The sequence below is a fragment of the Chryseobacterium indologenes genome, from assembly GCA_016025055.1.
GTDB classification, from domain to species: domain Bacteria; phylum Bacteroidota; class Bacteroidia; order Flavobacteriales; family Weeksellaceae; genus Chryseobacterium; species Chryseobacterium indologenes.
In genome coordinates, this window is sequence record CP065590.1 from 1,397,573 (window position 1) to 1,418,913 (window position 21,341).

General features: G+C 37.2%; 16 protein-coding genes and 4 pseudogenes. 14 read left to right on the forward strand and 6 right to left on the reverse strand.

Annotated elements, in window-relative coordinates; all coding sequences use genetic code 11:
• Nucleotide 1: 1 nt before the first annotated feature.
• Nucleotides 2-952 (reverse strand): MCE family protein, encoded by a 951-nt coding sequence (locus H3Z85_06205; protein QPQ52987.1) that lies wholly within the window; start codon nucleotides 950-952, stop codon nucleotides 2-4.
• A 130-nt stretch (nucleotides 953-1,082) separates the two neighbouring features.
• Nucleotides 1,083-3,233 (reverse strand): peptidylprolyl isomerase, encoded by a 2,151-nt coding sequence (locus H3Z85_06210; GenBank protein QPQ52988.1) that lies wholly within the window; start codon nucleotides 3,231-3,233, stop codon nucleotides 1,083-1,085.
• Between the two features lie 260 nt (nucleotides 3,234-3,493).
• On the opposite strand from H3Z85_06210, the gene lon reads away from it, so the two are divergent.
• From lon to H3Z85_06225, 3 genes are all read left to right on the forward strand, one after another.
• Nucleotides 3,494-5,899: an endopeptidase La gene (gene lon / locus H3Z85_06215; GenBank protein ID QPQ52989.1), complete on the forward strand. Its 2,406-nt coding sequence runs from the start codon at nucleotides 3,494-3,496 to the stop codon at nucleotides 5,897-5,899.
• Between the two features lie 206 nt (nucleotides 5,900-6,105).
• Entirely contained in the window at nucleotides 6,106-7,218 is a 1,113-nt protein-coding gene (locus H3Z85_06220) for an AI-2E family transporter (protein ID QPQ52990.1), read from the forward strand.
• Between the two features lie 328 nt (nucleotides 7,219-7,546).
• Nucleotides 7,547-7,924: a DoxX family protein gene (locus H3Z85_06225; protein QPQ52991.1), complete on the forward strand. Its 378-nt coding sequence runs from the start codon at nucleotides 7,547-7,549 to the stop codon at nucleotides 7,922-7,924.
• A gap of 63 nt (nucleotides 7,925-7,987) precedes the next feature.
• Here the strand turns inward: H3Z85_06225 and H3Z85_06230 are convergent, their stop codons facing one another.
• Nucleotides 7,988-9,346: an acyl-CoA dehydrogenase family protein gene (locus H3Z85_06230; protein QPQ52992.1), complete on the reverse strand. Its 1,359-nt coding sequence runs from the start codon at nucleotides 9,344-9,346 to the stop codon at nucleotides 7,988-7,990.
• Between the two features lie 207 nt (nucleotides 9,347-9,553).
• Between H3Z85_06230 and H3Z85_06235 the strand changes: the two genes are divergently transcribed.
• The 8 genes and pseudogenes from H3Z85_06235 to H3Z85_06270 all read left to right on the forward strand — a co-directional run bounded on the left by H3Z85_06235 (nucleotide 9,554) and on the right by H3Z85_06270 (nucleotide 17,640).
• On the forward strand, nucleotides 9,554-10,465 hold the full coding sequence (locus H3Z85_06235; protein QPQ52993.1) for a DUF4349 domain-containing protein: 912 nt from the start codon (nucleotides 9,554-9,556) through the stop codon (nucleotides 10,463-10,465).
• 291 nt (nucleotides 10,466-10,756) lie between these two features.
• Entirely contained in the window at nucleotides 10,757-12,400 is a 1,644-nt protein-coding gene (gene pgi, locus H3Z85_06240) for a glucose-6-phosphate isomerase (GenBank protein ID QPQ52994.1), read from the forward strand.
• Nucleotides 12,401-12,441: 41 nt separating this feature from the next.
• Nucleotides 12,442-13,327 (forward strand): annotated as a pseudogene (locus tag H3Z85_06245) (bifunctional 5,10-methylenetetrahydrofolate dehydrogenase/5,10-methenyltetrahydrofolate cyclohydrolase).
• 7 nt (nucleotides 13,328-13,334) lie between these two features.
• Nucleotides 13,335-13,964, forward strand: a complete 630-nt coding sequence (locus H3Z85_06250) for a 7-carboxy-7-deazaguanine synthase QueE (protein ID QPQ52995.1) — start codon at nucleotides 13,335-13,337, stop codon at nucleotides 13,962-13,964.
• A gap of 42 nt (nucleotides 13,965-14,006) precedes the next feature.
• Nucleotides 14,007-15,376, forward strand: a pseudogene (locus H3Z85_06255) (exopolysaccharide biosynthesis polyprenyl glycosylphosphotransferase).
• Between the two features lie 102 nt (nucleotides 15,377-15,478).
• The gene (locus tag H3Z85_06260; GenBank protein QPQ52996.1) at nucleotides 15,479-16,231 is read left to right on the forward strand and encodes an ABC transporter permease; all 753 of its coding nucleotides are present in this window, start codon (nucleotides 15,479-15,481) and stop codon (nucleotides 16,229-16,231) included.
• A pseudogene (locus H3Z85_06265) lies at nucleotides 16,231-17,045 on the forward strand (ATP-binding cassette domain-containing protein). The gene H3Z85_06260 and the pseudogene H3Z85_06265 overlap by 1 nt, the downstream one beginning before the upstream one ends.
• Nucleotides 17,029-17,640: an outer membrane beta-barrel protein gene (locus tag H3Z85_06270; protein QPQ52997.1), complete on the forward strand. Its 612-nt coding sequence runs from the start codon at nucleotides 17,029-17,031 to the stop codon at nucleotides 17,638-17,640. Before H3Z85_06265 ends, H3Z85_06270 begins: the two are co-directional and overlap by 17 nt.
• A gap of 37 nt (nucleotides 17,641-17,677) precedes the next feature.
• Here H3Z85_06270 and H3Z85_06275 read toward each other — a convergent pair whose 3' ends face one another.
• Both H3Z85_06275 and H3Z85_06280 read right to left on the reverse strand, forming a co-directional pair.
• Complete coding sequence (locus H3Z85_06275) at nucleotides 17,678-17,989, reverse strand: DUF1049 domain-containing protein (GenBank protein QPQ52998.1); 312 nt, start codon at nucleotides 17,987-17,989, stop codon at nucleotides 17,678-17,680.
• Nucleotides 17,990-18,075: 86 nt separating this feature from the next.
• Nucleotides 18,076-18,882, reverse strand: a complete 807-nt coding sequence (locus H3Z85_06280; protein QPQ52999.1) for a M48 family metallopeptidase — start codon at nucleotides 18,880-18,882, stop codon at nucleotides 18,076-18,078.
• A 105-nt stretch (nucleotides 18,883-18,987) separates the two neighbouring features.
• On the opposite strand from H3Z85_06280, the gene H3Z85_06285 reads away from it, so the two are divergent.
• Nucleotides 18,988-19,536: a DUF4251 domain-containing protein gene (locus H3Z85_06285; protein QPQ53000.1), complete on the forward strand. Its 549-nt coding sequence runs from the start codon at nucleotides 18,988-18,990 to the stop codon at nucleotides 19,534-19,536.
• Here the strand turns inward: H3Z85_06285 and meaB are convergent.
• A pseudogene (gene meaB / locus H3Z85_06290) lies at nucleotides 19,533-20,524 on the reverse strand (methylmalonyl Co-A mutase-associated GTPase MeaB). The gene H3Z85_06285 and the pseudogene meaB overlap by 4 nt on opposite strands.
• 198 nt (nucleotides 20,525-20,722) lie before the next feature.
• Between meaB and H3Z85_06295 the strand changes: the two are divergent.
• Both H3Z85_06295 and H3Z85_06300 read left to right on the forward strand, forming a co-directional pair.
• Nucleotides 20,723-21,016, forward strand: coding sequence for a cytochrome C (locus tag H3Z85_06295; protein QPQ53001.1), 294 nt, complete (start codon nucleotides 20,723-20,725; stop codon nucleotides 21,014-21,016).
• Between the two features lie 24 nt (nucleotides 21,017-21,040).
• Nucleotides 21,041-21,328, forward strand: a complete 288-nt coding sequence (locus H3Z85_06300; GenBank protein ID QPQ53002.1) for a c-type cytochrome — start codon at nucleotides 21,041-21,043, stop codon at nucleotides 21,326-21,328.
• Nucleotides 21,329-21,341 lie beyond the last annotated feature (13 nt).

A 21,341-nucleotide genomic window follows, 5' to 3' on the forward strand; every position in this document is an offset into this window, starting at 1 on the left:
ATTAGTCTTTATTGTTTTTACCGAAAACTGAGAAATTAATATATCTCTTAGGGTGTGCTTTCATATCTTCAATCAGTGAGTTCAGATTGGAAGACGCTGTATTAAGATTATTATAAAGTTGCTCATCCTTCATCAGTTTACCTAAACTTCCCTCACCTCTATCTATACCACCAACTACCTGATTCAGTTTTCCGACTGTAGCATCTAAATTGGCAATGGTAGCATTCAATTGTTTCGTATCGATACTTTGAGCAAGATTTCCGTATTTATCCAGTGTTACCTTTCCGCTTTGCATTGTTAGGCTTGCGTCGTCCAATACTTTCTGAAGTTTAGGATCATTGTGTCCTACCAGATTATTTACGTTTCCGGCAGTAGTCTGCAACGCACCCACTGTTTTGTTAAGGTTTGATAATAAAGCTTTGACTTCGGCTCTATTTTGTGCATCTACCAACAGGTTGGCATTTGCCATCAGAGAGTCTACTCTGTGCAAAACAACTTGTAACTGGTCTTTTACAGGACCTACCTGAGAAGAAAGGCTTCCCAGTGTTCCTAGTTTGAAAGCTCCTTTCAGAGTATCCCCGTCCTTTGCCGTTGCTCCGCCGTACATCAGGTTTACCCTCATTTCTTTCCCGGACATTAATCCCGGTTCGAAAATTTCCAATGTTGAATTTTTGGAAAATTCAAATTTGTTATCGACAGTAATTTTCACCACAAAACTGATTTTACCGTCTTTTGCGGTCTGAGGAATGATCTTATCAACCTGCCCCACCTTCAATCCATTGATTGATACGGCTGAAGACTGTGCGAGACCCTCCACATTATCATATTTTGCGTAAAATATATTATCGGTAGTAAAAAGGCTTTTCCCTTTCATAAATTGAAACAACACTACAAAGCCTACAATAGCTAAAAGTGCGATCACACCAGCTTTTAATTCTTTACTGAACTTCACTTGCTAATTTTTTTCTAATAAGCAAATATAGTACATTTTAAATAAATCTTTCCCGATATTGTTCTGCGTTAAATACAAAAAAAGCGACAAAATAATTTGTCGCTTTTATATTATTGAAATAAATTTCTGATTATTGTTGATTTCCAACTTTATTCCAGATCTCAATTCTGTAGTCCTGGATGTCTGCATTGTCCTGAAGACTCTTCATCCAAGCCTGTCCGAACATACCCGCATTTCTTTGAGTAATAGATTCCGTAAACTGCTTAAGGTCACCAGGCTGTTTGTTTATAGTTTCTGATTTTTTGATCAGAACATATACTCCTGTTCCTCCTTCAACCGGATTGGAAAGTTTACCTTTCGCTACTCCGAATGCAGCTCCTGCAACCTTAGGTTCCATAGCTCCTGCAACTGAAGGATTCAATAGATTTACCTGAGCACTTTGTTTTGTAGCAGCAAATAGTTTAGCAATCTGATCTAAGTTGGAAGCTTTTGCTCCTGCAATCTTATCAGAGATTTGTTTTGCAGCTAATTTATTTTTAACAATAACTTCAATCTGATCTCTTACAGATTCCGGATCAGCAAGACCTGCGTCCTGTTTTCCATTAAGGTATACTATAATTTTATCACCTGTTCCGTCTACTGTGAAGAACTCGGTATCACCTTTAGATCTTTTCTTATCGAAAGCCCAGGCTAAAATATCTCCGTCTTTTTCTGTTCCTAAACCTTGAAGCTGACCGTCAAATCTCTTTGCCATCTTCGGATTAGAGAACTGGTAATTTCCTTTCTTAGCAATATTCACAAAATCGTTGAAAGATTTACCCTGAACCTGCTGAATGAATTTTCTTGCATTCTTATCCGTTTCAGCTTCTGTAGCATCAGAAGGTTTGATTTCTTTGATAAGATTTGCCACCTTATAACCCATTGATCCGGATTTTTTATCCTCAATATTGATGATATGATAACCAAACTGAGTTTCCACTACGCCGGTAGCACCTTTAGGGTTGTTGGCAAGGTAAGTTAGGAACTCAGGAACAAACGGCGTTTCCGGAGTTGTCCAACCAAGACTACCACCTTGTGCTGCAGAGTTCGGATCACTTGAAAGTTTCAGGAATTCTGTAAATTTAGCAGGAGTAGCTTTTACGATAGCCCCGATAGAGTCTGCCAATTTCTTAGCCTGCTCTTTGGATCTTGTTACTCCTTCTCCTGCAGGGCTTCCTTTGAAAGCAATCAGGATGTGTCTTGATAATGTAGAATCAGAAGTCTTTTTACCTACCAGTTTAGAAACTACATAGAAGTTTTGTTCTTTGTAAGGACCAAAAGTCTGTCCGATAGCAGCGGTTGCGATCTGACCTTGTATCGTTGCAGGCAATTGGGTAGGCTTTACATACTGGGGGTTGAAAGGCATATCAGAATTAGCCATTACAAACATCGAATCATTCTTCGTGTTCTGGAAATTTTCTGTACCTCCGCTAGCGTCTGTACCTCCTGAGTATAATTTTGTAATTTCTTTCATCGCTGCTGCATCATCTGCTGCACTTGGCTTAGAAGGGAAATATACAATACCAAGATTTCTGCTTGGCTCAGCTTTAAACATTACAGGGTGCTGTTTGATGTAATTGGCAAGATCTTCTGTACTAACGTTAATTTTAGTTTTTTGAAGATATGCCGCATAATCAACCTTTACAAAGTCGATATCAGCAAGCTGATCTCTCTCCTTCATCATCTCTTCAGCTTCTTTTTTACCTGTTGTAATCCCTGCTGAAATATTGGTAAATACCTGTCTTGCCATCAATCTGTATTCAATAGTCTTTCTTGTCTTCAACCATTGAGTATATCCTTGAGGATTGGTATTTTTTAATGTTTCAATTTCTTTCTTTAGCTCTTGAGTTTTAAAATTACCTTTCTCATCAAAGAACTGTTGATTCTGAGCAAACATTTGATCATACTGGATCTGACTCCAGAAATAATCATCCGTCATTTCAAAGCCCAATTTCTCAAATTGTTGCTTGATAAGTTTAGATTGTACAAGTAACTGCCACGCCTGCTCTTCAAGACCGTTTTTCGGACGACCCTGTTGCTCAGCCTGTTGCTGCAACACGAAAAGCTGATCATTGAACTCTTCGCGGGTGATTTTCTCACCGTTTACTTTTCCTAAAACGTCAGGATTTTTACCAAAAACCTTGTCGATACTATCGGGGTTCACCAAAAACGCCAAAAGCGCTAAGGCTATTACTCCCATTAAAAGCCAAGGCTTACTCCTAATCTGTCCTAAAATTGCCATTTTATAAATTATAGTTTTTTATCAGTTTGCGAAAATACACATTTTTAAGAAATTACAGAAGCAGAAGTTCTTTATTTTGCTTTTTAATCTCAAAGATTATTAAAAAAAGGAAATTTTGACCATATTTTTTAGCAAAAAACAAATGGCATAAGTATTGTGCAATCTAAGACATTATAATATGCTACACGTTTTCAGGGCATATTATAAAAAATCACTTTAACGATTAAAAACGAAAATGACAATTTGTCATTCGATTAATTATGACAGAATTTGAAGATATTAGTTTAGAGGAAATGATCAGCGACGGATTTGACATCGTAACTGAGGAAATCAATCTTTCCGATTTTGCGGAAACTGATAAAAATTCCGAACAGAAAATATTCCCTATACTTCCTGTAAGAAATATGGTCATGTTTCCCAATGTGGTAATTCCTATTACAGCAGGAAGAAAAACATCAATACAGCTTCTTGAAGAAGCCCAGAAAAACGGAGATTTCATAGGAATTGTAAGCCAGAAAAATTCAGATCTGGAACAACCTACAGAAAAAGATATTTATACTACCGGTACTTTAGCAAAGATCATTAAGATCATTAAGCTTCCGGAAGGCAATATAACGGCTATTACAAAAGGATTTCACAGATTTAAGATCAAAAGAATCCTTGATAACCAGCCCTATTTCAAAGCTGAAATTTCAAAATTAAAGGATTCGAGACCAAAAAACCAGGAAGAATACGAAGCATTACTGGAAAACATCAAGGAACTGGCCCTTAAAATTATCGAGCTGGATCCGAATATTCCTAATGCAGCCAATTTTGCGATCAAGAACATCAATAACAACGATGACCTTCTTAATTTCATCTGCACGAATGCCAATTTCCCATCTTTGGAAAAGCAAAAGCTGCTTGAGGAAAAAAGCCTGATGGAAAGGGCTAATAAGTGCTACGAAATGATGCATGAGGATTTCAGAAAGCTTGAATTAAGAAACCAGATTCATCAGAAAACATCAAAAGACCTTGATAAGCAACAGAGAGAATACTTTCTGAATCAGCAGATCAGAACGATCCAGGAAGAACTTGGAGGCGGTCCTGAAAGTGATGTTGAGGATTTTATTGCCAAAGCAAAAACTAAAAAATGGAGCCGTGAGGTAGAGGAACATTTCCAGAAGGAAATCAACAGGCTACAGCGTCAGAACCCTAATTCCCCGGATTATAATGTACAAAGAAATTATCTTGATTTCTTTACAGATCTGCCTTGGGAAACGTATACAAAAGATATTTTTGATATCGCAAAAGCTGAAAAAGTTTTAGACAAAGCTCATTTCGGACTTGAGGATATCAAGAAAAGGATTTTGGAGCATATGGCTGTTTTAAAATTGAAAAACAACATGAAATCTCCTATTCTATTATTGGTAGGGCCTCCGGGAGTAGGAAAAACTTCTCTTGGAAAGTCTATTGCTGATGCTTTAGGAAGAAAATATTTTAGATTATCTTTGGGCGGGCTTCATGATGAAAGTGAGATCCGTGGACACAGAAAAACCTATATAGGTGCTATGGCCGGAAGAATTCTGCAGTCTATTAAAAAAGCAGGCACTTCCAATCCTGTAATTGTTCTGGATGAGCTTGATAAAATTTCCCAAGGAATTCATGGAGATCCGAGCTCAGCACTTTTAGAAGTTCTTGATCCTGAACAAAATAAGTCTTTTTATGATAACTTCCTTGAGATGGGCTACGACCTATCAAAAGTAATGTTTATTGCCACTGCCAATTCATTGTCAACGATACAAACTCCTCTTTTAGACAGAACTGAAATTATTCAGATTGCAGGATACACTTTAGAGGAAAAGATTGAGATCGCCAAAAGACATTTAATTAAGAAACAGCAGGAAGAAAACGGCCTCGATACCAAATCATTCAAGCTCGGGAATGCTGAACTTAAGCACATTATTGAAGCACATACTTCGGAAAGCGGAGTAAGAACTTTAGAAAAGAGAATTGCTTCTATTGCGAGATGGGTAGCTTTACAAACGGCTTTGGTAAAAGACTACGATCCAAAAATTTCGCTGGAAAAAGTAGACGAAATTCTTGGAGTTCCGAGACCGAAAAGTTTATCTGAAATTACGGGAGTTCCAGGAGTAGTAACAGGTTTAGCCTGGACCAGCGTTGGTGGAGATATTCTTTATATTGAAAGTATTCTTAGCAATGGTAAAGGATCATTAACAATGACCGGTAACCTCGGAACAGTAATGAAGGAGTCGGCAACAATTGCTTTAGAGTATATTAAAGCCAGACATGATGAACTGGGCATTGCGCAGGAAGATCTGGATAAGAAAAACATTCACGTACACGTTCCTGAGGGAGCAACTCCAAAAGATGGCCCATCAGCAGGTATTGCGATGTTGACTTCTATTGTTTCTTCTTTTAAAAATAAAAAAATCAAACCTCACCTTGCCATGACGGGAGAAATCACTTTGAGGGGGAAAGTACTTCCTGTAGGCGGTATTAAAGAAAAACTTCTTGCCGCAACAAGAGCCGGTATTAAGGATGTAATTCTTTGTGAGGCCAACAGAAAGGATGTAGAAGAAATCAAAAAAGATTATTTAAAAAATCTGAAAGTACATTATGTCAACAGAATGGAAGAAGTCATTGATATTGCCATTGAAAAATAAAACAATTTATAACATATTAACTTCTCAATAAAGAAACCCGTCCCGGTAACCGGGACGGGTTTCTGCTTTTGGATAAAATATTCCTATTTATGCTCAGGTGGAATAAAATTTGATATAATACCGGAAAAATATACCCTAATTGAGTTAAAAATTTTTCAATTCAGAAGGGATTTCTTATTTTTATTCCACACTGCACATTTCAGATTATGAATTTTCTTAGACTCCCTTTTCTGGTTAAACTTACATTGGTGGTTATTTCCATCATTGCTATTGGTTACCTTTTAGTACTGGAACAGACAATTATAGCTCCGTTCTTCTTTGCATTCCTTATGGCCATGCTTTTTTTACCGGCAGCCACTTTCATGGAAAGAAAACTGAGGTTTCCAAGGTCTGTATCCACAATGACTTCAGTTTTTATCATGTTGGTCATTTTAAGCGGGATTATTTATTTCTTTACGACGCAACTTTCGGATTTCAGTAAGGATATTCCTCATCTTAAAGAACAGTTTACAACCGTTTTCAATAATCTTCAGCATTGGGTATCCAAAACATTTAATGTTAAAGTTGATGAACAGGTAGATTATATTAATCAGGGGCTTAATAAACTCCTGTCTTCTTCGGGGGCTATTTTAGGATTTACGTTTGGGATATTCTCAACGGGGTTCGGCTTTATTCTTTTTTTCACTTTGTTTTTTATCTTCATTCTTAATTACAGAAGATTGCTGAATAATTTTATAGTGACTGTTTTCAATGAAAGACACAAAGCAAGCGTACAGGAGGCGGTAACTGAAATCCGTATTATGACCAAGAAGTATATCTTCGGGCTTTGTCTTCAGGTTATTATAGTATCCATTCTTACCGCTACAGTTCTCACTATCTTAGGGGTAAAGTACGCCATCCTTTTAGGGGTTTTAACTGGTTTACTAAATGTGATTCCTTATTTGGGAATTTTCATGTCGCTTATTATTTCGTGCTTTATCGCTTTTGCCACTGCTACTCCATCCACGTGTATTTATGTAGCCATCGGATATATTGGCATTCATGCTGTTGACGGAAATATTATCCTTCCGTTTGTAGTGGGATCAAGAGTAAAAATTAATGCACTGTTTTCTTTTATAGGAATCCTTTTAGGAGAACACCTTTGGGGTATTGCTGGAATGTTTCTTTGTATTCCGGCCATTGCGATCATTAAAATCATCTGTGAAAGAGTTGATGATTTAAAACCTTGGGGAAAATTACTGGGAGAAGAAGAAAAACCTTATAAAAAGAAAAAAAGTTATAAAATTTCGAAGAATATTACCTTAAAAGAAATGGACTAAAACATAGATAATCAATGATGAATGATGAATAATGATAAATCACAATCTATCATATAATCATCGGTTCTGATTAATTAAGAGTTTATATAAAAAGACTGCCTTTTCCAAGCCTGTCTTTTTTTATTATTATGAAAAATTCATATAGTATTCCTTAGCTGGTTTCGCGCCCCCGTCACTCTTATCACTCTTAAAAAATCATTCACCAACACAAAATGGAATTACACCAAAATCATTATTAACCATATATTTACAACAACCGCATATTTTTTTATTAAATTAAATAAATATATTTCATTTTTATCATACATTTGATGTAAAATATTTAATTATGAAAATCGTAAAATTCATTCTTTGCCTGCTTTTCGGACTTATGTTTATCAATGCCGGGCTAGACAAGTTCCTTCACTACAATCCGGCTCCTAAACTCACGGATGCCCAAATGAAATTGTATGCTGCATTCGGTGAAATCGGCTGGCTGCTGCCCTTGGTGGGAGTCGTAGAAATTATCGGAGGATTATTATTTATCTTTCCGAAGACAAGAGCATTGGGAGCCATCATTATTTTACCGGTTATGGTTGGAATCCTGATTCATAACCTTTACAGAGATCCTTCCTCAACCGGAATTAGTATTTCTTCCGTACTTTTCCTGATCAATATCTGGATGATTATTGACAATAGAGAGAAATATAAAAAACTGGTGAGTTAATACACTTCAGATTGCAGGTAGCAGATTATCAATATTAATCATCTGCTACCTGCTATTAATACATTATACGAAAGCACTGAAGCCGGTAATCGATCGTCCTACGATGAGCGAATTGATTTCTTTTGTTCCTTCGTATGAATAGATCGCCTCGGCATCTGCTACAAATCTTGCTACATCATATTCCAGCAGAATTCCGTTTCCTCCCATCACTTCACGTGCCCTGGAAACGATATCCCGGGTTCTTAATGTACAGAATACTTTGGCAAGCGAAGCGTGTTCGTCTTTTAAAATACCTTCGTCCTGCATTTCGGACAATCTGAAAACCATAGTCTGCATAGCGGTAAGATTAGATAACATTTCCACGAGATGCCCCTGTATCATCTGAAATGAAGCAATAGGCCTTCCAAACTGCTCCCTTGTTCGTGTATATGCCAATGCACTTTCATAAGCTCCCCTTGCACACCCTGTGGCCATCCATGCTACTCCGGCACGGGTCATTCGCAGTACTTTTCCTGTATCTTTGAAAGAGTTTGCGTTTTGTAAACGGTTATCCTCTGTAACGACGCAGTCTTTCAACGTGATCAATCCGTTCTGAACAATTCTTAACGCCATTTTTCCCTTGATTTTTTCCACAGAATACCCGGGATTATCTTTTTCTACAATAAAACCTTTCACTTCTCCGCTATCCAAATCCCTTGCCCAGATAATAACGAGATCTGCAAAAGTTGCATTTCCTATCCATTTTTTCTGCCCGTTAAGAACCCAGCCTTCATCAGTTTTTTTACAGGTAACGGTTAGTCCTCCGGCTGCACCGGATCCTACTTCCGGCTCTGTAAGTCCAAAAGCCCCGATTTTTTCAAACTTCTGCATTTGTGGAAGCCATTTTTGTTTTTGTTCTTCCGAACCACAGATATAAATTGAGCCCATCGCCAACCCGGACTGTACTCCAAAAAAGGTAGCGATAGAAGCATCAATTCTGGCCATTTCCATTGCAATAACACCTTCCATCAGAAAAGGCATTCCGGGGCAACCATATCCTTCATAGGTAACACCACATATATTCAGTTTTTGAAATTTCGGAATCAACTCGAAAGGAAATTCGTCTCTTAACCAGTAATGATTCACCAGAGGCTTCACTTCTTTTTCCATAAAATCTCTTACTTTAAGCTGAATTTCCCGTTGTTCGGGGGATAGTGTATGGTAGATATCATAAAAATCTCCGTCAATAGGGGGAAGTTCTTTCTTTTTTTTATCAGGATCAAGCATTTTCACTAATCCTGCAAGCTGTTTATCGTCGAGTTTTGAAAAATTATTCATCAGTTTTGGCAAATCCACTTTTTGGGAAATGGTGCTCAACTGATCAAAATCTATAGAAGTGAATAATCCGATTGCGTTTCTGATTTTAGAAAAGGTATTTGACATAATGATATATTGTGATTTGGTTTGTAAAAAGATAAGCAAATTTTGCTCCGAAACCAATTCACCATCGTTACCTATATTTTACAAATAACTTATTTACAGTAATTTACTTCGAAAAATCACTTTTACATTTTTTTTACTTCTGATTTTCAATCATTACAAAAGATCCATGCAGAACTTTGACTCAAGCAAAACATAAAGATCAACACTATGAAAACAACGTACATCAGATTATCAATATCAGCCATGATCCTTTTGGGAATATATTCATGTAAAAAAGGGGAAGCTTCTATCAATGGCCCGGAAACCTATACTTCTGCAGATTCAGCCAGTGCTATGGCATCAGACAGTGTTTCTTCAGCAGCGAGCATGAAAGTAGAAAACAAACAGTTTATCAAAACGGCAGACGTGAATATGGAAGTAAATGATGTCTATAATGCCACTATTTCTATTGAAAAATCAGTTCAGGAGCTTGGCGGTTTTGTCATCAACAGCAATCTGCAGAGCAACGTGATATCACAGGACACCTATAACACCTCGGATGAGGAAGCCATGTTGATTAAGAAATACCAGACGGAAAATAAGATGCAGGTCCGGGTACCCACTGAAAAGCTAGGGGAATTTTTAACATTTATCAATACTAATAAGTTATTTCTTAACTCAAGAACCATCAACGCTGAAGATGTTACATCCAATATCAAATACTCTGAATGGGAAAGCAAAAGAAATCAGAAAACCTCCGAAAATATAAACAAACTTAAAACTAATAAGGATAAAGTAAACCTGGACGACGAAAATATGTCGGAAGGAAATCTTCAAAAACTGGCTAATATAAATATGACAGATCACCTGAAGTACAGCACTGTAGATATTTATATTAAAGAGCCCAAAGTACGTATCGCAGAAATCGCTGTTACCAATACCAACAGTATTGATAATAAATACAGATATAATTTTCTCTATGATGCAAAAGACGGGTTTGTGTACGGCTTTTATCTGATCCAGAAAATCATCGTTGCCATGATCAATATCTGGCCGCTCCTGTTAATTGCCGGTGGAATCATCTATTTTTTAAGAAAAAGAAAAGTCACCAAATCGGAACCTTCTAACGCACAGAAATAAGACTATCCTAACCTAAGCGTTATCATCATAATTTTAGATTTTACTGAAAGCTATCTTTTTTGAGATAGCTTTTATACATCCGGCAAACAAATTCTATGTTGACATACTCCTAACTGAAACTAAAATTTATAGTGTTTTGCATGATTGTTTTTTAAAAAATTGTTATTTATCATCTTCAAATTTAATTGAGGTTTTATTTTTCCTTAAATTTGCAAATCAGAAATAAAGCATTATACGTTTAAAAATTTTTAATCAGTTAATTTATTTCTGAACCCATTTAATTCCCAACATATGCTATCAAAAATAAACCCTATACAAACCAATAGCTGGAAAGCCCTTGATGAACATTTCGGAGGAAATGACTTTGACTTAAGAACTCTTTTCCAGTATAATCCTAACCGTTTTACAGAATTTTCTTTGCAAAAGGATAACTATCTTTTTGATTATTCTAAAAACTTAATCGATTCAAGAACTAAAGACCTTTTATTGAATCTGGCCGAAGAATGCCAGTTAAAAGACGCTATTTCCAAAATGTTCTCCGGTGACAAAATCAACGAGACAGAAGGAAGAGCTGTTCTGCATACAGCATTAAGAGACTTCTCAGATCGCGAAATTTTTGTGGACGGAGAAAATATCAAACCACAGATCAAAAGAGTTCTTGACCATATGAAATCTTTTTCCGGGAAAATTATTTCCGGAGAACATACAGGTTTCAGCGGAAAAGAGATCACAGATGTCGTTAATATCGGTATCGGAGGGTCAGACCTTGGTCCTGTAATGGTTTGCTCCGCTTTAAAGCATTTCAAAACAAGATTAAACGTTCATTTTGTTTCCAATGTAGATGGAAACCATATCGCCGAAGTGGTAAAAGGCCTAAATCCTGAAACTACTTTATTTATCATTGCTTCCAAAACCTTTACGACCCAGGAAACGATGACCAATGCGAATTCGGCAAAGGACTGGTTCCTGAAAGCCGGAAAACAGGAAGATGTGGCAAAGCACTTTGTTGCCTTATCTACTAATATTGAAGAAGTGAAAAAGTTCGGAATCGCAGAAGAAAACATATTTGAGTTCTGGGATTGGGTAGGCGGAAGATATTCGTTGTGGAGTGCCATTGGATTAAGCATAGTACTTTCCGTAGGATATGAAAATTTCGAACAGCTTTTAAGAGGTGCTTTTGATACCGATCAGCACTTCCAGACAGCTGATTTCTCTGAAAACATCCCTGTACTAATGGGACTGTTAGGAATCTGGTATCGCAATTTCTACGCAGCGACAACCTATGCAATCCTGCCTTATTCTCAATACCTCGACAGGTTTGCAGCTTATCTTCAGCAGGGAGATATGGAAAGTAACGGAAAATGTGTGGACAGAAACGGCGAATTTGTAGAATATGAAACCGGACCTATTATCTGGGGAGAACCGGGTACCAATGGTCAGCACGCATTTTATCAACTGATCCACCAGGGCACAGAACTCATTCCTGCAGACTTTATTGCCTATACACAAAGTCCGAATAAAGTTTCTGACCACCAGGATAAATTATTAGCTAACTTTTTCGCGCAAACTGAAGCACTTGCCTTCGGAAAGCTGGAAGAAGAGGTTGAAGAAGAGCTTAGAAATACAGGAAAATCTGACGAAGAAATTGAAAGGTTGGTCAACTTCAAAGTTTTCCACGGAAATACTCCAACCAACTCCATATTATTCAAAGAATTAACTCCTTTTTCATTAGGTCAGCTTATCGCTTTGTATGAACACAAAATTTTCGTTCAGGGGGTGATCTGGAATATTTTCAGCTTTGACCAGTTTGGTGTGGAGTTAGGAAAAGTATTAGCCAACAAAATCCTTCCTGAACTCGAGAATAATGAAGCAGTAAGCTCTCATGACAGTTCTACCAATGGTTTGATCAATTACTACAAAGAATTTAAGAAGTAAAGTAAAAGTAAATAAATCTAATAAAGTAATAAAAAGTAAAAATGGCAGAAATTCTTGACGGACTGAAAGTATCCAAAGAAATAAAAGCAGAGATCAAGGTTGAAGTGGAAAAAATCCTTGAAAGCAAAAAGAAGAGCACCTCATTTGGTTGCTATTCTTGTTGGAAACAACGGGGCGAGTAAGGCTTATGTAAACGCTAAAGTAAAAGATTGCGAAGAAGTTGGTTTTCAGTCAAGCCTGATTAAATTCCCAAGCACAGTTTCAGAATCTGAGTTATTGGAAAAAATCGATGAGCTGAATAAGTCTAAAGCAGTAGACGGTTTTATCGTTCAGCTTCCTTTACCGGATCAGGTTGATCAGGAAAAAATCATCAATGCTATTGATCCCAGAAAAGATGTGGACGGTTTCCACCCTGAAAATTTCGGAAAAATGGCATTGGAAATGGATACATTCTTACCGGCTACTCCTTTCGGGATTTTAACATTATTAGAAAGATATAATATTGAAACCAAAGGGAAAGACTGTGTAATTATCGGAAGAAGTAAAATTGTAGGGAGACCGATGAGCATCCTTATGGGAAGAAAAGATTTCCCGGGGAACTCTACTGTTACTCTTACCCACTCCTACACCAAAGATATTGAAGAATACACTAAAAAAGCAGATATCGTTATCACGGCTTTAGGTGATCCTCATTTCTTAAAAGGAGATATGATAAAAGACGGAGCTGTCATCGTAGATGTAGGAATTACAAGAGTAGATGACGATTCTCCAAAAGGTTACCATCTTGCCGGTGACGTAGATTTTGACAGCTGTGCTGCTAAAGCAAGCTGGATCACCCCTGTACCGGGAGGAGTTGGCCCAATGACCAGAGCAATGTTGATGAAAAATACAATCATTGCATACAAAACGTCGGTTTATAACGACTAATTTTAAGATGAATAAAGATCAAGATATTTTATTAAAAGAAGGTAAAATGCTCCCTGTGATGGAGCATTTTTACACTTTACAAGGAGAAGGAGCACACACCGGGAAAGCCGCTTATTTCATTCGATTGGGAGGCTGCGATGTCGGGTGCCACTGGTGCGATGTAAAAGAAAGCTGGAACCCGGATCTTCATCCGCTGATGAATGCTGAAGACATTGCGGAAACAGCAGCAAAATACTGTAAAACAATAGTTCTGACCGGTGGAGAGCCTTTGATGTGGAATTTAGACCTACTGACATCCAAGCTGAAAGAACTCGGATGTACCATTCATATTGAAACTTCCGGCGCATATCCTATGAGCGGGCAACTGGATTGGATTACGTTGTCGCCGAAGAAAACCGGGCTTCCAAAAGAAGAGATTTACCAAAAAGCTAACGAGCTTAAAGTCATTGTATTCAACAACCATGATCTTACCTTTGCTCAGGAGCAGGCGGCAAAAGTATCTGAAAACTGCAAACTTTATCTGCAAAGCGAATGGAGCAAGAGAAATGAGATGTATCCTAAGATCACAGATTTCATCCTGGAACATCCTGAATGGCAGGCTTCAGTTCAGACCCATAAATATCTGAATATCCCGTAAAAAAACGTACATTAGCTTGCCGTATCTGATAACCCCCGATAGATGCAGAGAATTCGATACTCTAGATACCTGAAATCGATTATTATTTTGCTTGACCTGATGGTTATTGCATCTATTTTTATATTCTTTTTTATAAGCAGAAACGAAAGTTTAAAATACAGTGAAGAAACCTGGTACCAGAATGTTTTTTCTCTGATATTGTTATTTTTGTTCTGGGTGCTTTTAAGCGGCAGGACAAAAATATACAATATCGCCAGGAACCTTACCTATACTTTATTCCTGGAAAGGCTTTTTACCCACTTCCTGTTTTTTATTCTCGGTGTCCTGCTTATAGGGAAAGTAAGCAAAAACGTTTTTTTTAATACAGATATATATTGGCTGTCGTTTTATCTTCTGATCTGCATCTTTCTGACCAAATCGCTGATCTATTTTGCCATAAAATATTTCCGCTCACTTGGGATCAACCACAGGAATGTCATGTTTTTAGGAGATAATAGTTCCACTGAAATTTTAAAGAGTATTTTTAAAAGCCGTAAAGACTACGGATACAGGATCTTTACCTATGAAGGTTCGGAGTCTAACATCCACGAGTTGGTCAGTTTCTGGAAAAGAAACGGGATTCATACGTTGTTTATATCGACGGAAAACTCGTATAATGAGGAACTGGAAAACCAGATTTTTAAGCTGGCTGAAGACAATAAGATTCACATTTCTTTGATACCAAGTATTACGCAGAATGATTTTTTCCTGTACGACCTTGGTTATATTCAAACACAACCGGTGCTGAATCAGGCAAGATATCCTCTGGATTATTATTCCAACTTCCTGATGAAAAGAACGTTTGACATATTTTTTCTGTCCTGGTATTGCTTTTTATTTGTTCGTGGGCATTTCCTATTATCGCTATTTTAATCAAAACAACTTCAAAAGGGCCGGTTTTCTTCCTTCAAAAGAGATACGGTTTCCATGAAGAAGTTTTTAAGTGCATTAAATTCAGGACAATGGTCATCAATGATGAATCTGCCACTAAAACAACCATGGCCAATGATTCAAGAATAACCAGAGTTGGCAGGTTTTTAAGAAAAACAAGCCTTGATGAGCTGCCACAGTTCTTGAACGTACTAAAAGGAGAAATGTCTGTGGTGGGACCCCGTCCTCATATGTTGTCTGTAGATAATTATTACAAGCCAAAAATCGGAAGATACAGCTTAAGAAGTATGGTAAATCCCGGTATTACAGGCCTGGCACAAGTGAGTGGGTTGCGTGGCGACTATGGAGATGTAGAGGTAGATATGAAAAAAAGAGTTCTTGCCGATTCGTTTTATGTAAGAAACTGGAGCTTTGCTCTGGATCTTGTCATTATTCTAAAAACTATACTATTAGTTATCGGTGGAGATAAAAATGCAAAATAAGTTCAGGCTGATACTAAGATTGGTATAATTTTAACAGTAAATGACCATCAGTCTTTCATCTTGACACTGGCCTAATTAAATAAAAAAGTCTAATTTAGCGGTATGTTAAAAAAGTTTTTCACAGCAGTAGGGGAATATATAATCCTTCTGGGAAAATCCTTGCAGAAACCTCAGAAAATGAGGGTGTTCTGGAAGCTGTTCATGAGAGAAATTAATGATTTGGGAGTCAATTCTTTCGGGCTTGTAGTCTTCACATCGATCTTTGTGGGGGCTGTAGTTGCTATTCAGATGTTCAACAACTTTGATGCATCATCATTTCCCATTCCTCCTTCATTTGTAGGATATGCTACAAAAGCAGTATTGGTTTTAGAATTTGCCCCTACCATCATCAGCTTAATTTTAGCCGGAAAAGTAGGTTCATATATTGCATCCAGTATTGGTACCATGAGGGTTTCCGAGCAAATTGATGCCTTGGACATCATGGGTGTTAATTCTCCCAATTTTTTAATTTTTCCAAAAATTATTGCGTGCGTCCTTTTTAATCCGCTTCTTATTGCCATCAGTATTGTATTTGGTATCTGCGGAGGTTATATTGCCGGAATTTTGACAGGAAACTGGACAGAGAATGATTATATAGTAGGGATCCAGATGTATATGCCCAACCTGTTCATCTATTATGCATTTGTGAAAACCATCGTGTTTGCATTCATCATCGCCACTGTACCTTCTTATTTCGGATACAATGTGAAAGGGGGATCGCTGGAAGTAGGTAGAGCCAGTACACAGGCGGTAGTATGGACCATGGTGTTCATCATTATCTCGGAATTAATTTTAACCCAATTAATATTAAGCTAATGATTGAGGTAAAAGATCTTAGGAAAAGTTTTGGAGATGTTGAAGTACTTAAGGGAATTTCAACGTCATTTGATAAAGGAAAAGTAAACCTGATCATTGGGCAGAGTGGTTCCGGAAAAACAGTTTTTCTTAAAAGTTTATTGAATGTTTATATGCCTTCATCCGGAGAAATCCTTTTTGACGGGAAGGATATCAATACGATGAACCGTGAGGAAAAGCAGCATCTTCGTTCAGAAATTGGAACGGTATTTCAGGGAAGTGCCTTATTTGATTCCTTAACTGTGGAAGAAAATATCATGTTCCCTCTTGATATGTTTACCAATCTGACGTACAGAGAAAAAAAGAAACGTGTTTTTGAGGTAATCGGTAGAGTTCACCTTGATAAAGCTGATAAAAAATATCCTTCAGAAATTTCCGGAGGAATGCAAAAAGGGTTGCTATTGCAAGAGCAATTGTCAATAACCCGAAGTATCTGTTCTGTGATGAGCCCAATTCAGGGCTTGATCCCTATACATCAAAGGTTATTGATGATCTTCTGTATGAGATTACCAAAGAATATAATACAACTACCATCGTCAACACCCACGATATGAACTCGGTGATGACCATTGGTGAAAAAATTGTATACCTGAGATTGGGACTCAAAGAATGGGAAGGTAATAAAGATATTCTGATCACTGCAGGCAATAAAAATCTGATCGATTTCGTTTATTCTTCAGAACTGTTTAAAGAGCTGCGAGAATATTTACTTGAAAATAATAAAACGATTGAAAATACAATTACAAAAATAGACGATAATGAAAAAGGTACTTAGTGTAGCGTTAATAGGGTTTTCAATGTGGGCTTCTGCACAGATTTCACTGGCAGGTAAGGCTAATATAATATTTCCTACAGGCTCACCTTCGTGGTCAAATATCAAAGGAACCGTGAATGATGCTATTCAGGGAACAGGTAAAAACAATGTAGGGTTCAACGTGGGACTTTCATTAAAAGTAGGACTTCCTACTTCATTGTTTGTAATGCCTGAAATTTATTATACCCATTTCAAGAATGAGTTTACAACAGAGAACACTACGTTTGATGTGAAAAGCAACCGTATCGATGTTCCGGTTCTTTTAGGATATAATATTTTAGGTAATATGCTTGGCGTTTTCGTAGGTCCTGTCGGAAGTTTTAATCTGAACAAAGACAATACGTACAATGATTTTAAAGAAAATGCCAAAAATGATTTTACTGTGGGATACCAGTTCGGAGCTCAGCTTGAAATTAAAAAGCTGATTGTGAATGCGAAATATGAAGGAGCTTTCAGTAAAGATCAGAGAAACTTTATCAACAAAGTTTCAGGTTCTGAGATCAGATACGACAACCGTCCGAACCTGTTTATGGTAGGTTTAGGATATAAGTTTTAATCAACTATCGAAAATAACAACTGAAAAATCCTCAAGTCTAGACTTGAGGATTTTTATTTTGATTGTCCAGTTCAGCCTGGCGCTTTGCAATATCAGCAGCCTGCTTTTCCAGTTCTTCTTTCTCTTTTTGTAATTGCTTGAATTCTTTTTTCTTTTGTTCAGCTTTCATAGCACTTCCTTTGCTGACATAGCCAACCAGGCCACCGATGATAAGCCCTATCCCAACTCCTGCCATCATTCCCATGATATGAGAAATTTTAATTTGCTCTACGGCAAAATCAGTTGTAAGATAAAAAAGTAAAGCAGAAACAGCTAACAGTATAAGTCCGGTAATTGATAAACTCTTCATAATATTGTGTTTAGGTGGTTACATAAAAAAGCCTTACCAAATTTACTAAAAATTTAATAAGGCTTCACTCAAGATTAAAATTCTAATTATATTTTTCCTCCCGCAGCCTTATAATATTCCAAAGCTTTTGGTAAATCATTATTAATATCTGAGATTCTTGTTTCAGGATTTGGGTGGGTAGACAAGAATTCAGGTTGTCTTGCTCCTGATGAAGCTCCTTCCATTCTATTCCAGAAAGGAATGGCTGCCCTCGGGTCATATCCTGCCATAGACATCAGATAAAGTCCCATTTTGTCCGCCTCAGATTCCTGGTTTCTTCCATATTTCAATAAAGCAACCTGAGATCCGATCGGGTATACTTTCTGAAAAACGCTTGCCCATTGTGCATTGGAGATTGCTCCTCCTAGAATTGCTCCTCCATACTGGGCCATCATAGCCTGGGAGATTCTTTCGTTTCCGTGTCCTGCCAGTGCATGGGATACTTCATGACCCATTACTACTGCAAGTCCGTTGTCATCTTTTGTAATAGGTAAAATCCCGGTATAAACGGCTACTTTACCTCCCGGCATACACCATGCATTGAGCTCATTGCTTTGCAAAAGATTAAATTCCCAACTGTAATTGGCCAGATCTGCTGACCTTCCTATACTCTGATAATATCTTTCTGCTGCGTTTTTAATTCTGTTTCCTACATTCACCACTCTCTTTGCATCTGATGTTCCGGTAATCACTTTACCTTTAGACAATGTCGTTTTATATTCCTGTGCAGACATTGTTAAAATTTCTGAATTATTGGCCAGCTGTAAAGACGATCTTCCCGTGATCGGGTTTGTAGTACAAGCAGCGACCGACAGAGCAATAGCTCCAATTCCAAATAGATGTGTAAATTTCATATTTTGAGTGTTAATAATTCAACCTTAACAATTTTTATTCCAAAAAACTCTTGAAAGAATAAATTTGCATACATTTTGCTATTTAAATGTAATAATTATTCAATTATGAAAAAATATATTTCTCTTCTGATGATCTTTGGATTTCTTTTCTTATTTCAGAGCTGTGCATCACAAGGGTCATTAGATTCAAAAACGGTGGATACTCTGGTAGACGCTCAGGAGTTTACCTTCAATGCACAGAGGGCAAATCCTATGAATTATGATGTCATCAATGTTATCAATTCAATTCCGAATTCTGCTGCAGCCCGAATGTTGAACCTTAACGGGGAATATAGCATTGATGTTACTAAAAAAACAGTTGATGTTGTGCTACCTTATTTCGGAAGGGCGTTCAATACATCATATGGCAATACAGACAGTAACAGTTTTCGATTTACCTCAAAAGATTTCACTATCAATAAGTCTCAAAATAAAAAAGGAACATGGACTTTAAAGATTAAACCCAACGATGTAAGCAATGTGGATGAGATGAATATTGAAATTTTCAAAAACGGAAAAGCATTTGTCTCTATGAGAAGTAATGACAGACAGCCGATAACGTATGACGGTTACGTTTCAAAACTTGCCGTAAAGCAGGATAAGGCCAAACCTTAATTCCTATTTTCACTGGATAAAAATTTCTCAACAAATAATTTTGCTTCGGTACTTGGATTAGAAACCATTTCCGAAGCATTTTTTTATGCATAAGATAAGCTTCTTCCACTGTATTGCTTTTTTTCATGAGCGATAAAATATATTCCTGAACCCAATATTCAAAACGTTTTTCTGCCTGTTGGGTACGGACTTCTTCAAAACGTCCGGCTTTCTTTTTGAGATCAATAAATTCTGAAATCTTATCATAAATTTCCTTCAGTCCTTCATTGTGTAAGGCAGATCCCAGTAGAACAGGAATTTTCCATCCTTTTTCTTTAGCGGGAATAAAATCCAGTGCCCGTTTCAGTTCAAGTCTTGTATTTTTGGCTTTCTGCAGGTTATCCTGATCAACTTTATTGATAAAAATGAGGTCTACCATCTCCATAATGCCTCGTTTTATGCCCTGAAGCTCATCTCCGCCTCCGATAATTTTTAAAAACAGGAAAACATCGGTAATATCAGCAACGAGAACTTCAGATTGTCCTACTCCTACGGTCTCTATTAAAATATAATCGTATCCTGCTGCTTCACAGATCATCATGGTCTCAAAAGTTGTGTTGGCGACCCCTCCTAAAAATCCCGAGCTTGGGGAAGGACGTATAAAGGCATTTTCTTCTTTTGCAAGTTCTTCCATTCTGGTTTTATCACCCAAAATACTTCCTTTATTGATTGAAGAACTCGGATCTATGGCGAGGACTGCCACTTTTTTGCCCTGAGCAATAGCCAGCCTCCCGAAACTTTCAATAAAAGTAGACTTTCCGGCACCGGGTACTCCTGTTACTCCCACTCTCACAGAGTTTCCGGTAAAAGGCATTATTTTTTTTAAAAGGTCCTCGGCCTGTATTCTGTGGTCTGCTTTTTTACTTTCAACTAATGTAATCGCTTTTGCAATCAGGCGTTTGTTTCGTGATCGTATTCCTTCTATTAGTTCTTCTGTAGAAAATTTCATTGATTCAAAAATAATAATTAAAAAGGGAATGATCAATACCTGTATTTAATGAAACGCAAAAACAGATTCCATATTTACAGTCATCTGTTGTTGATCCGGCACTACTTTAATTTTTATTTCTTCTAAATTAAAACTACATCACTCAGTATCAAAGGCCTGAGGAATTTATTACATTTGTTATATATCAAAATAATACGTATGAAAAGACTTATTGCTGTTGCATCATTTACGAGTATCCTGCTTGTTTCTTGTACACCTAAAGCATCAACAGCTGCTGCAACTGCCGGCACTTCAACCTCTACAGCAGATCAGATTGCACAGGGGAAGACCATTTTTGAAAATTCTTGCGGAAAGTGCCATAAGCTGCCGGATCCAGCCTCACATAATCCTGTACAATGGGTGGGAATTATGAACTCGATGGCTCCAAAGGCAAAGCTTACGGATGAGCAGCATCAGTGGGTATACGATTATATCGTTTCTGCTAAAAAATAATCAACATCAAAAACAAATAAAGGTATGAAAAAGACAATTTTAATCGGCATTGTAGTTTCAGCTTTTTTGCTGTCCTGCGGACCTAAAAGTACGGCCGTAACAGGACCTAAGTATACCTCATCTGAAAAATTAGCTCAGGGGAAAACTATTTTTGAAAATTCCTGCGCAAAATGCCATCAATTACCGGAACCTACTAAACATGACAATCAGGGATGGATAAAAACATTGAGCAGAATGGCTCCAAAAGCGAAACTTAATGATGATCAACATCAAATGGTCTATGATTATCTGATTTCTGTAAACAAAAAATAAGCTTTCTCACGAA

What these genes read in the sequence shown, in the direction of transcription:
- H3Z85_06270 (QPQ52997.1), top strand. Translation starts at nt 17,029, where the DNA reads ATGAAAAAGGTACTTAGTGTAGCGTTAATAGGGTTTTCAATGTGGGCT.
- lon (QPQ52989.1), top strand. Translation starts at nt 3,494, where the DNA reads ATGACAGAATTTGAAGATATTAGTTTAGAGGAAATGATCAGCGACGGA.
- H3Z85_06260 (QPQ52996.1), top strand. Translation starts at nt 15,479, where the DNA reads ATGTTAAAAAAGTTTTTCACAGCAGTAGGGGAATATATAATCCTTCTG.
- H3Z85_06235 (QPQ52993.1), top strand. Translation starts at nt 9,554, where the DNA reads ATGAAAACAACGTACATCAGATTATCAATATCAGCCATGATCCTTTTG.
- H3Z85_06230 (QPQ52992.1), bottom strand. Translation starts at nt 9,346, where the DNA reads ATGTCAAATACCTTTTCTAAAATCAGAAACGCAATCGGATTATTCACT.
- pgi (QPQ52994.1), top strand. Translation starts at nt 10,757, where the DNA reads ATGCTATCAAAAATAAACCCTATACAAACCAATAGCTGGAAAGCCCTT.
- H3Z85_06210 (QPQ52988.1), bottom strand. Translation starts at nt 3,233, where the DNA reads ATGGCAATTTTAGGACAGATTAGGAGTAAGCCTTGGCTTTTAATGGGA.
- H3Z85_06280 (QPQ52999.1), bottom strand. Translation starts at nt 18,882, where the DNA reads ATGAAATTTACACATCTATTTGGAATTGGAGCTATTGCTCTGTCGGTC.
- H3Z85_06300 (QPQ53002.1), top strand. Translation starts at nt 21,041, where the DNA reads ATGAAAAAGACAATTTTAATCGGCATTGTAGTTTCAGCTTTTTTGCTG.
- H3Z85_06225 (QPQ52991.1), top strand. Translation starts at nt 7,547, where the DNA reads ATGAAAATCGTAAAATTCATTCTTTGCCTGCTTTTCGGACTTATGTTT.
- H3Z85_06220 (QPQ52990.1), top strand. Translation starts at nt 6,106, where the DNA reads ATGAATTTTCTTAGACTCCCTTTTCTGGTTAAACTTACATTGGTGGTT.
- H3Z85_06275 (QPQ52998.1), bottom strand. Translation starts at nt 17,989, where the DNA reads ATGAAGAGTTTATCAATTACCGGACTTATACTGTTAGCTGTTTCTGCT.
- H3Z85_06250 (QPQ52995.1), top strand. Translation starts at nt 13,335, where the DNA reads ATGAATAAAGATCAAGATATTTTATTAAAAGAAGGTAAAATGCTCCCT.
- H3Z85_06295 (QPQ53001.1), top strand. Translation starts at nt 20,723, where the DNA reads ATGAAAAGACTTATTGCTGTTGCATCATTTACGAGTATCCTGCTTGTT.
- H3Z85_06285 (QPQ53000.1), top strand. Translation starts at nt 18,988, where the DNA reads ATGAAAAAATATATTTCTCTTCTGATGATCTTTGGATTTCTTTTCTTA.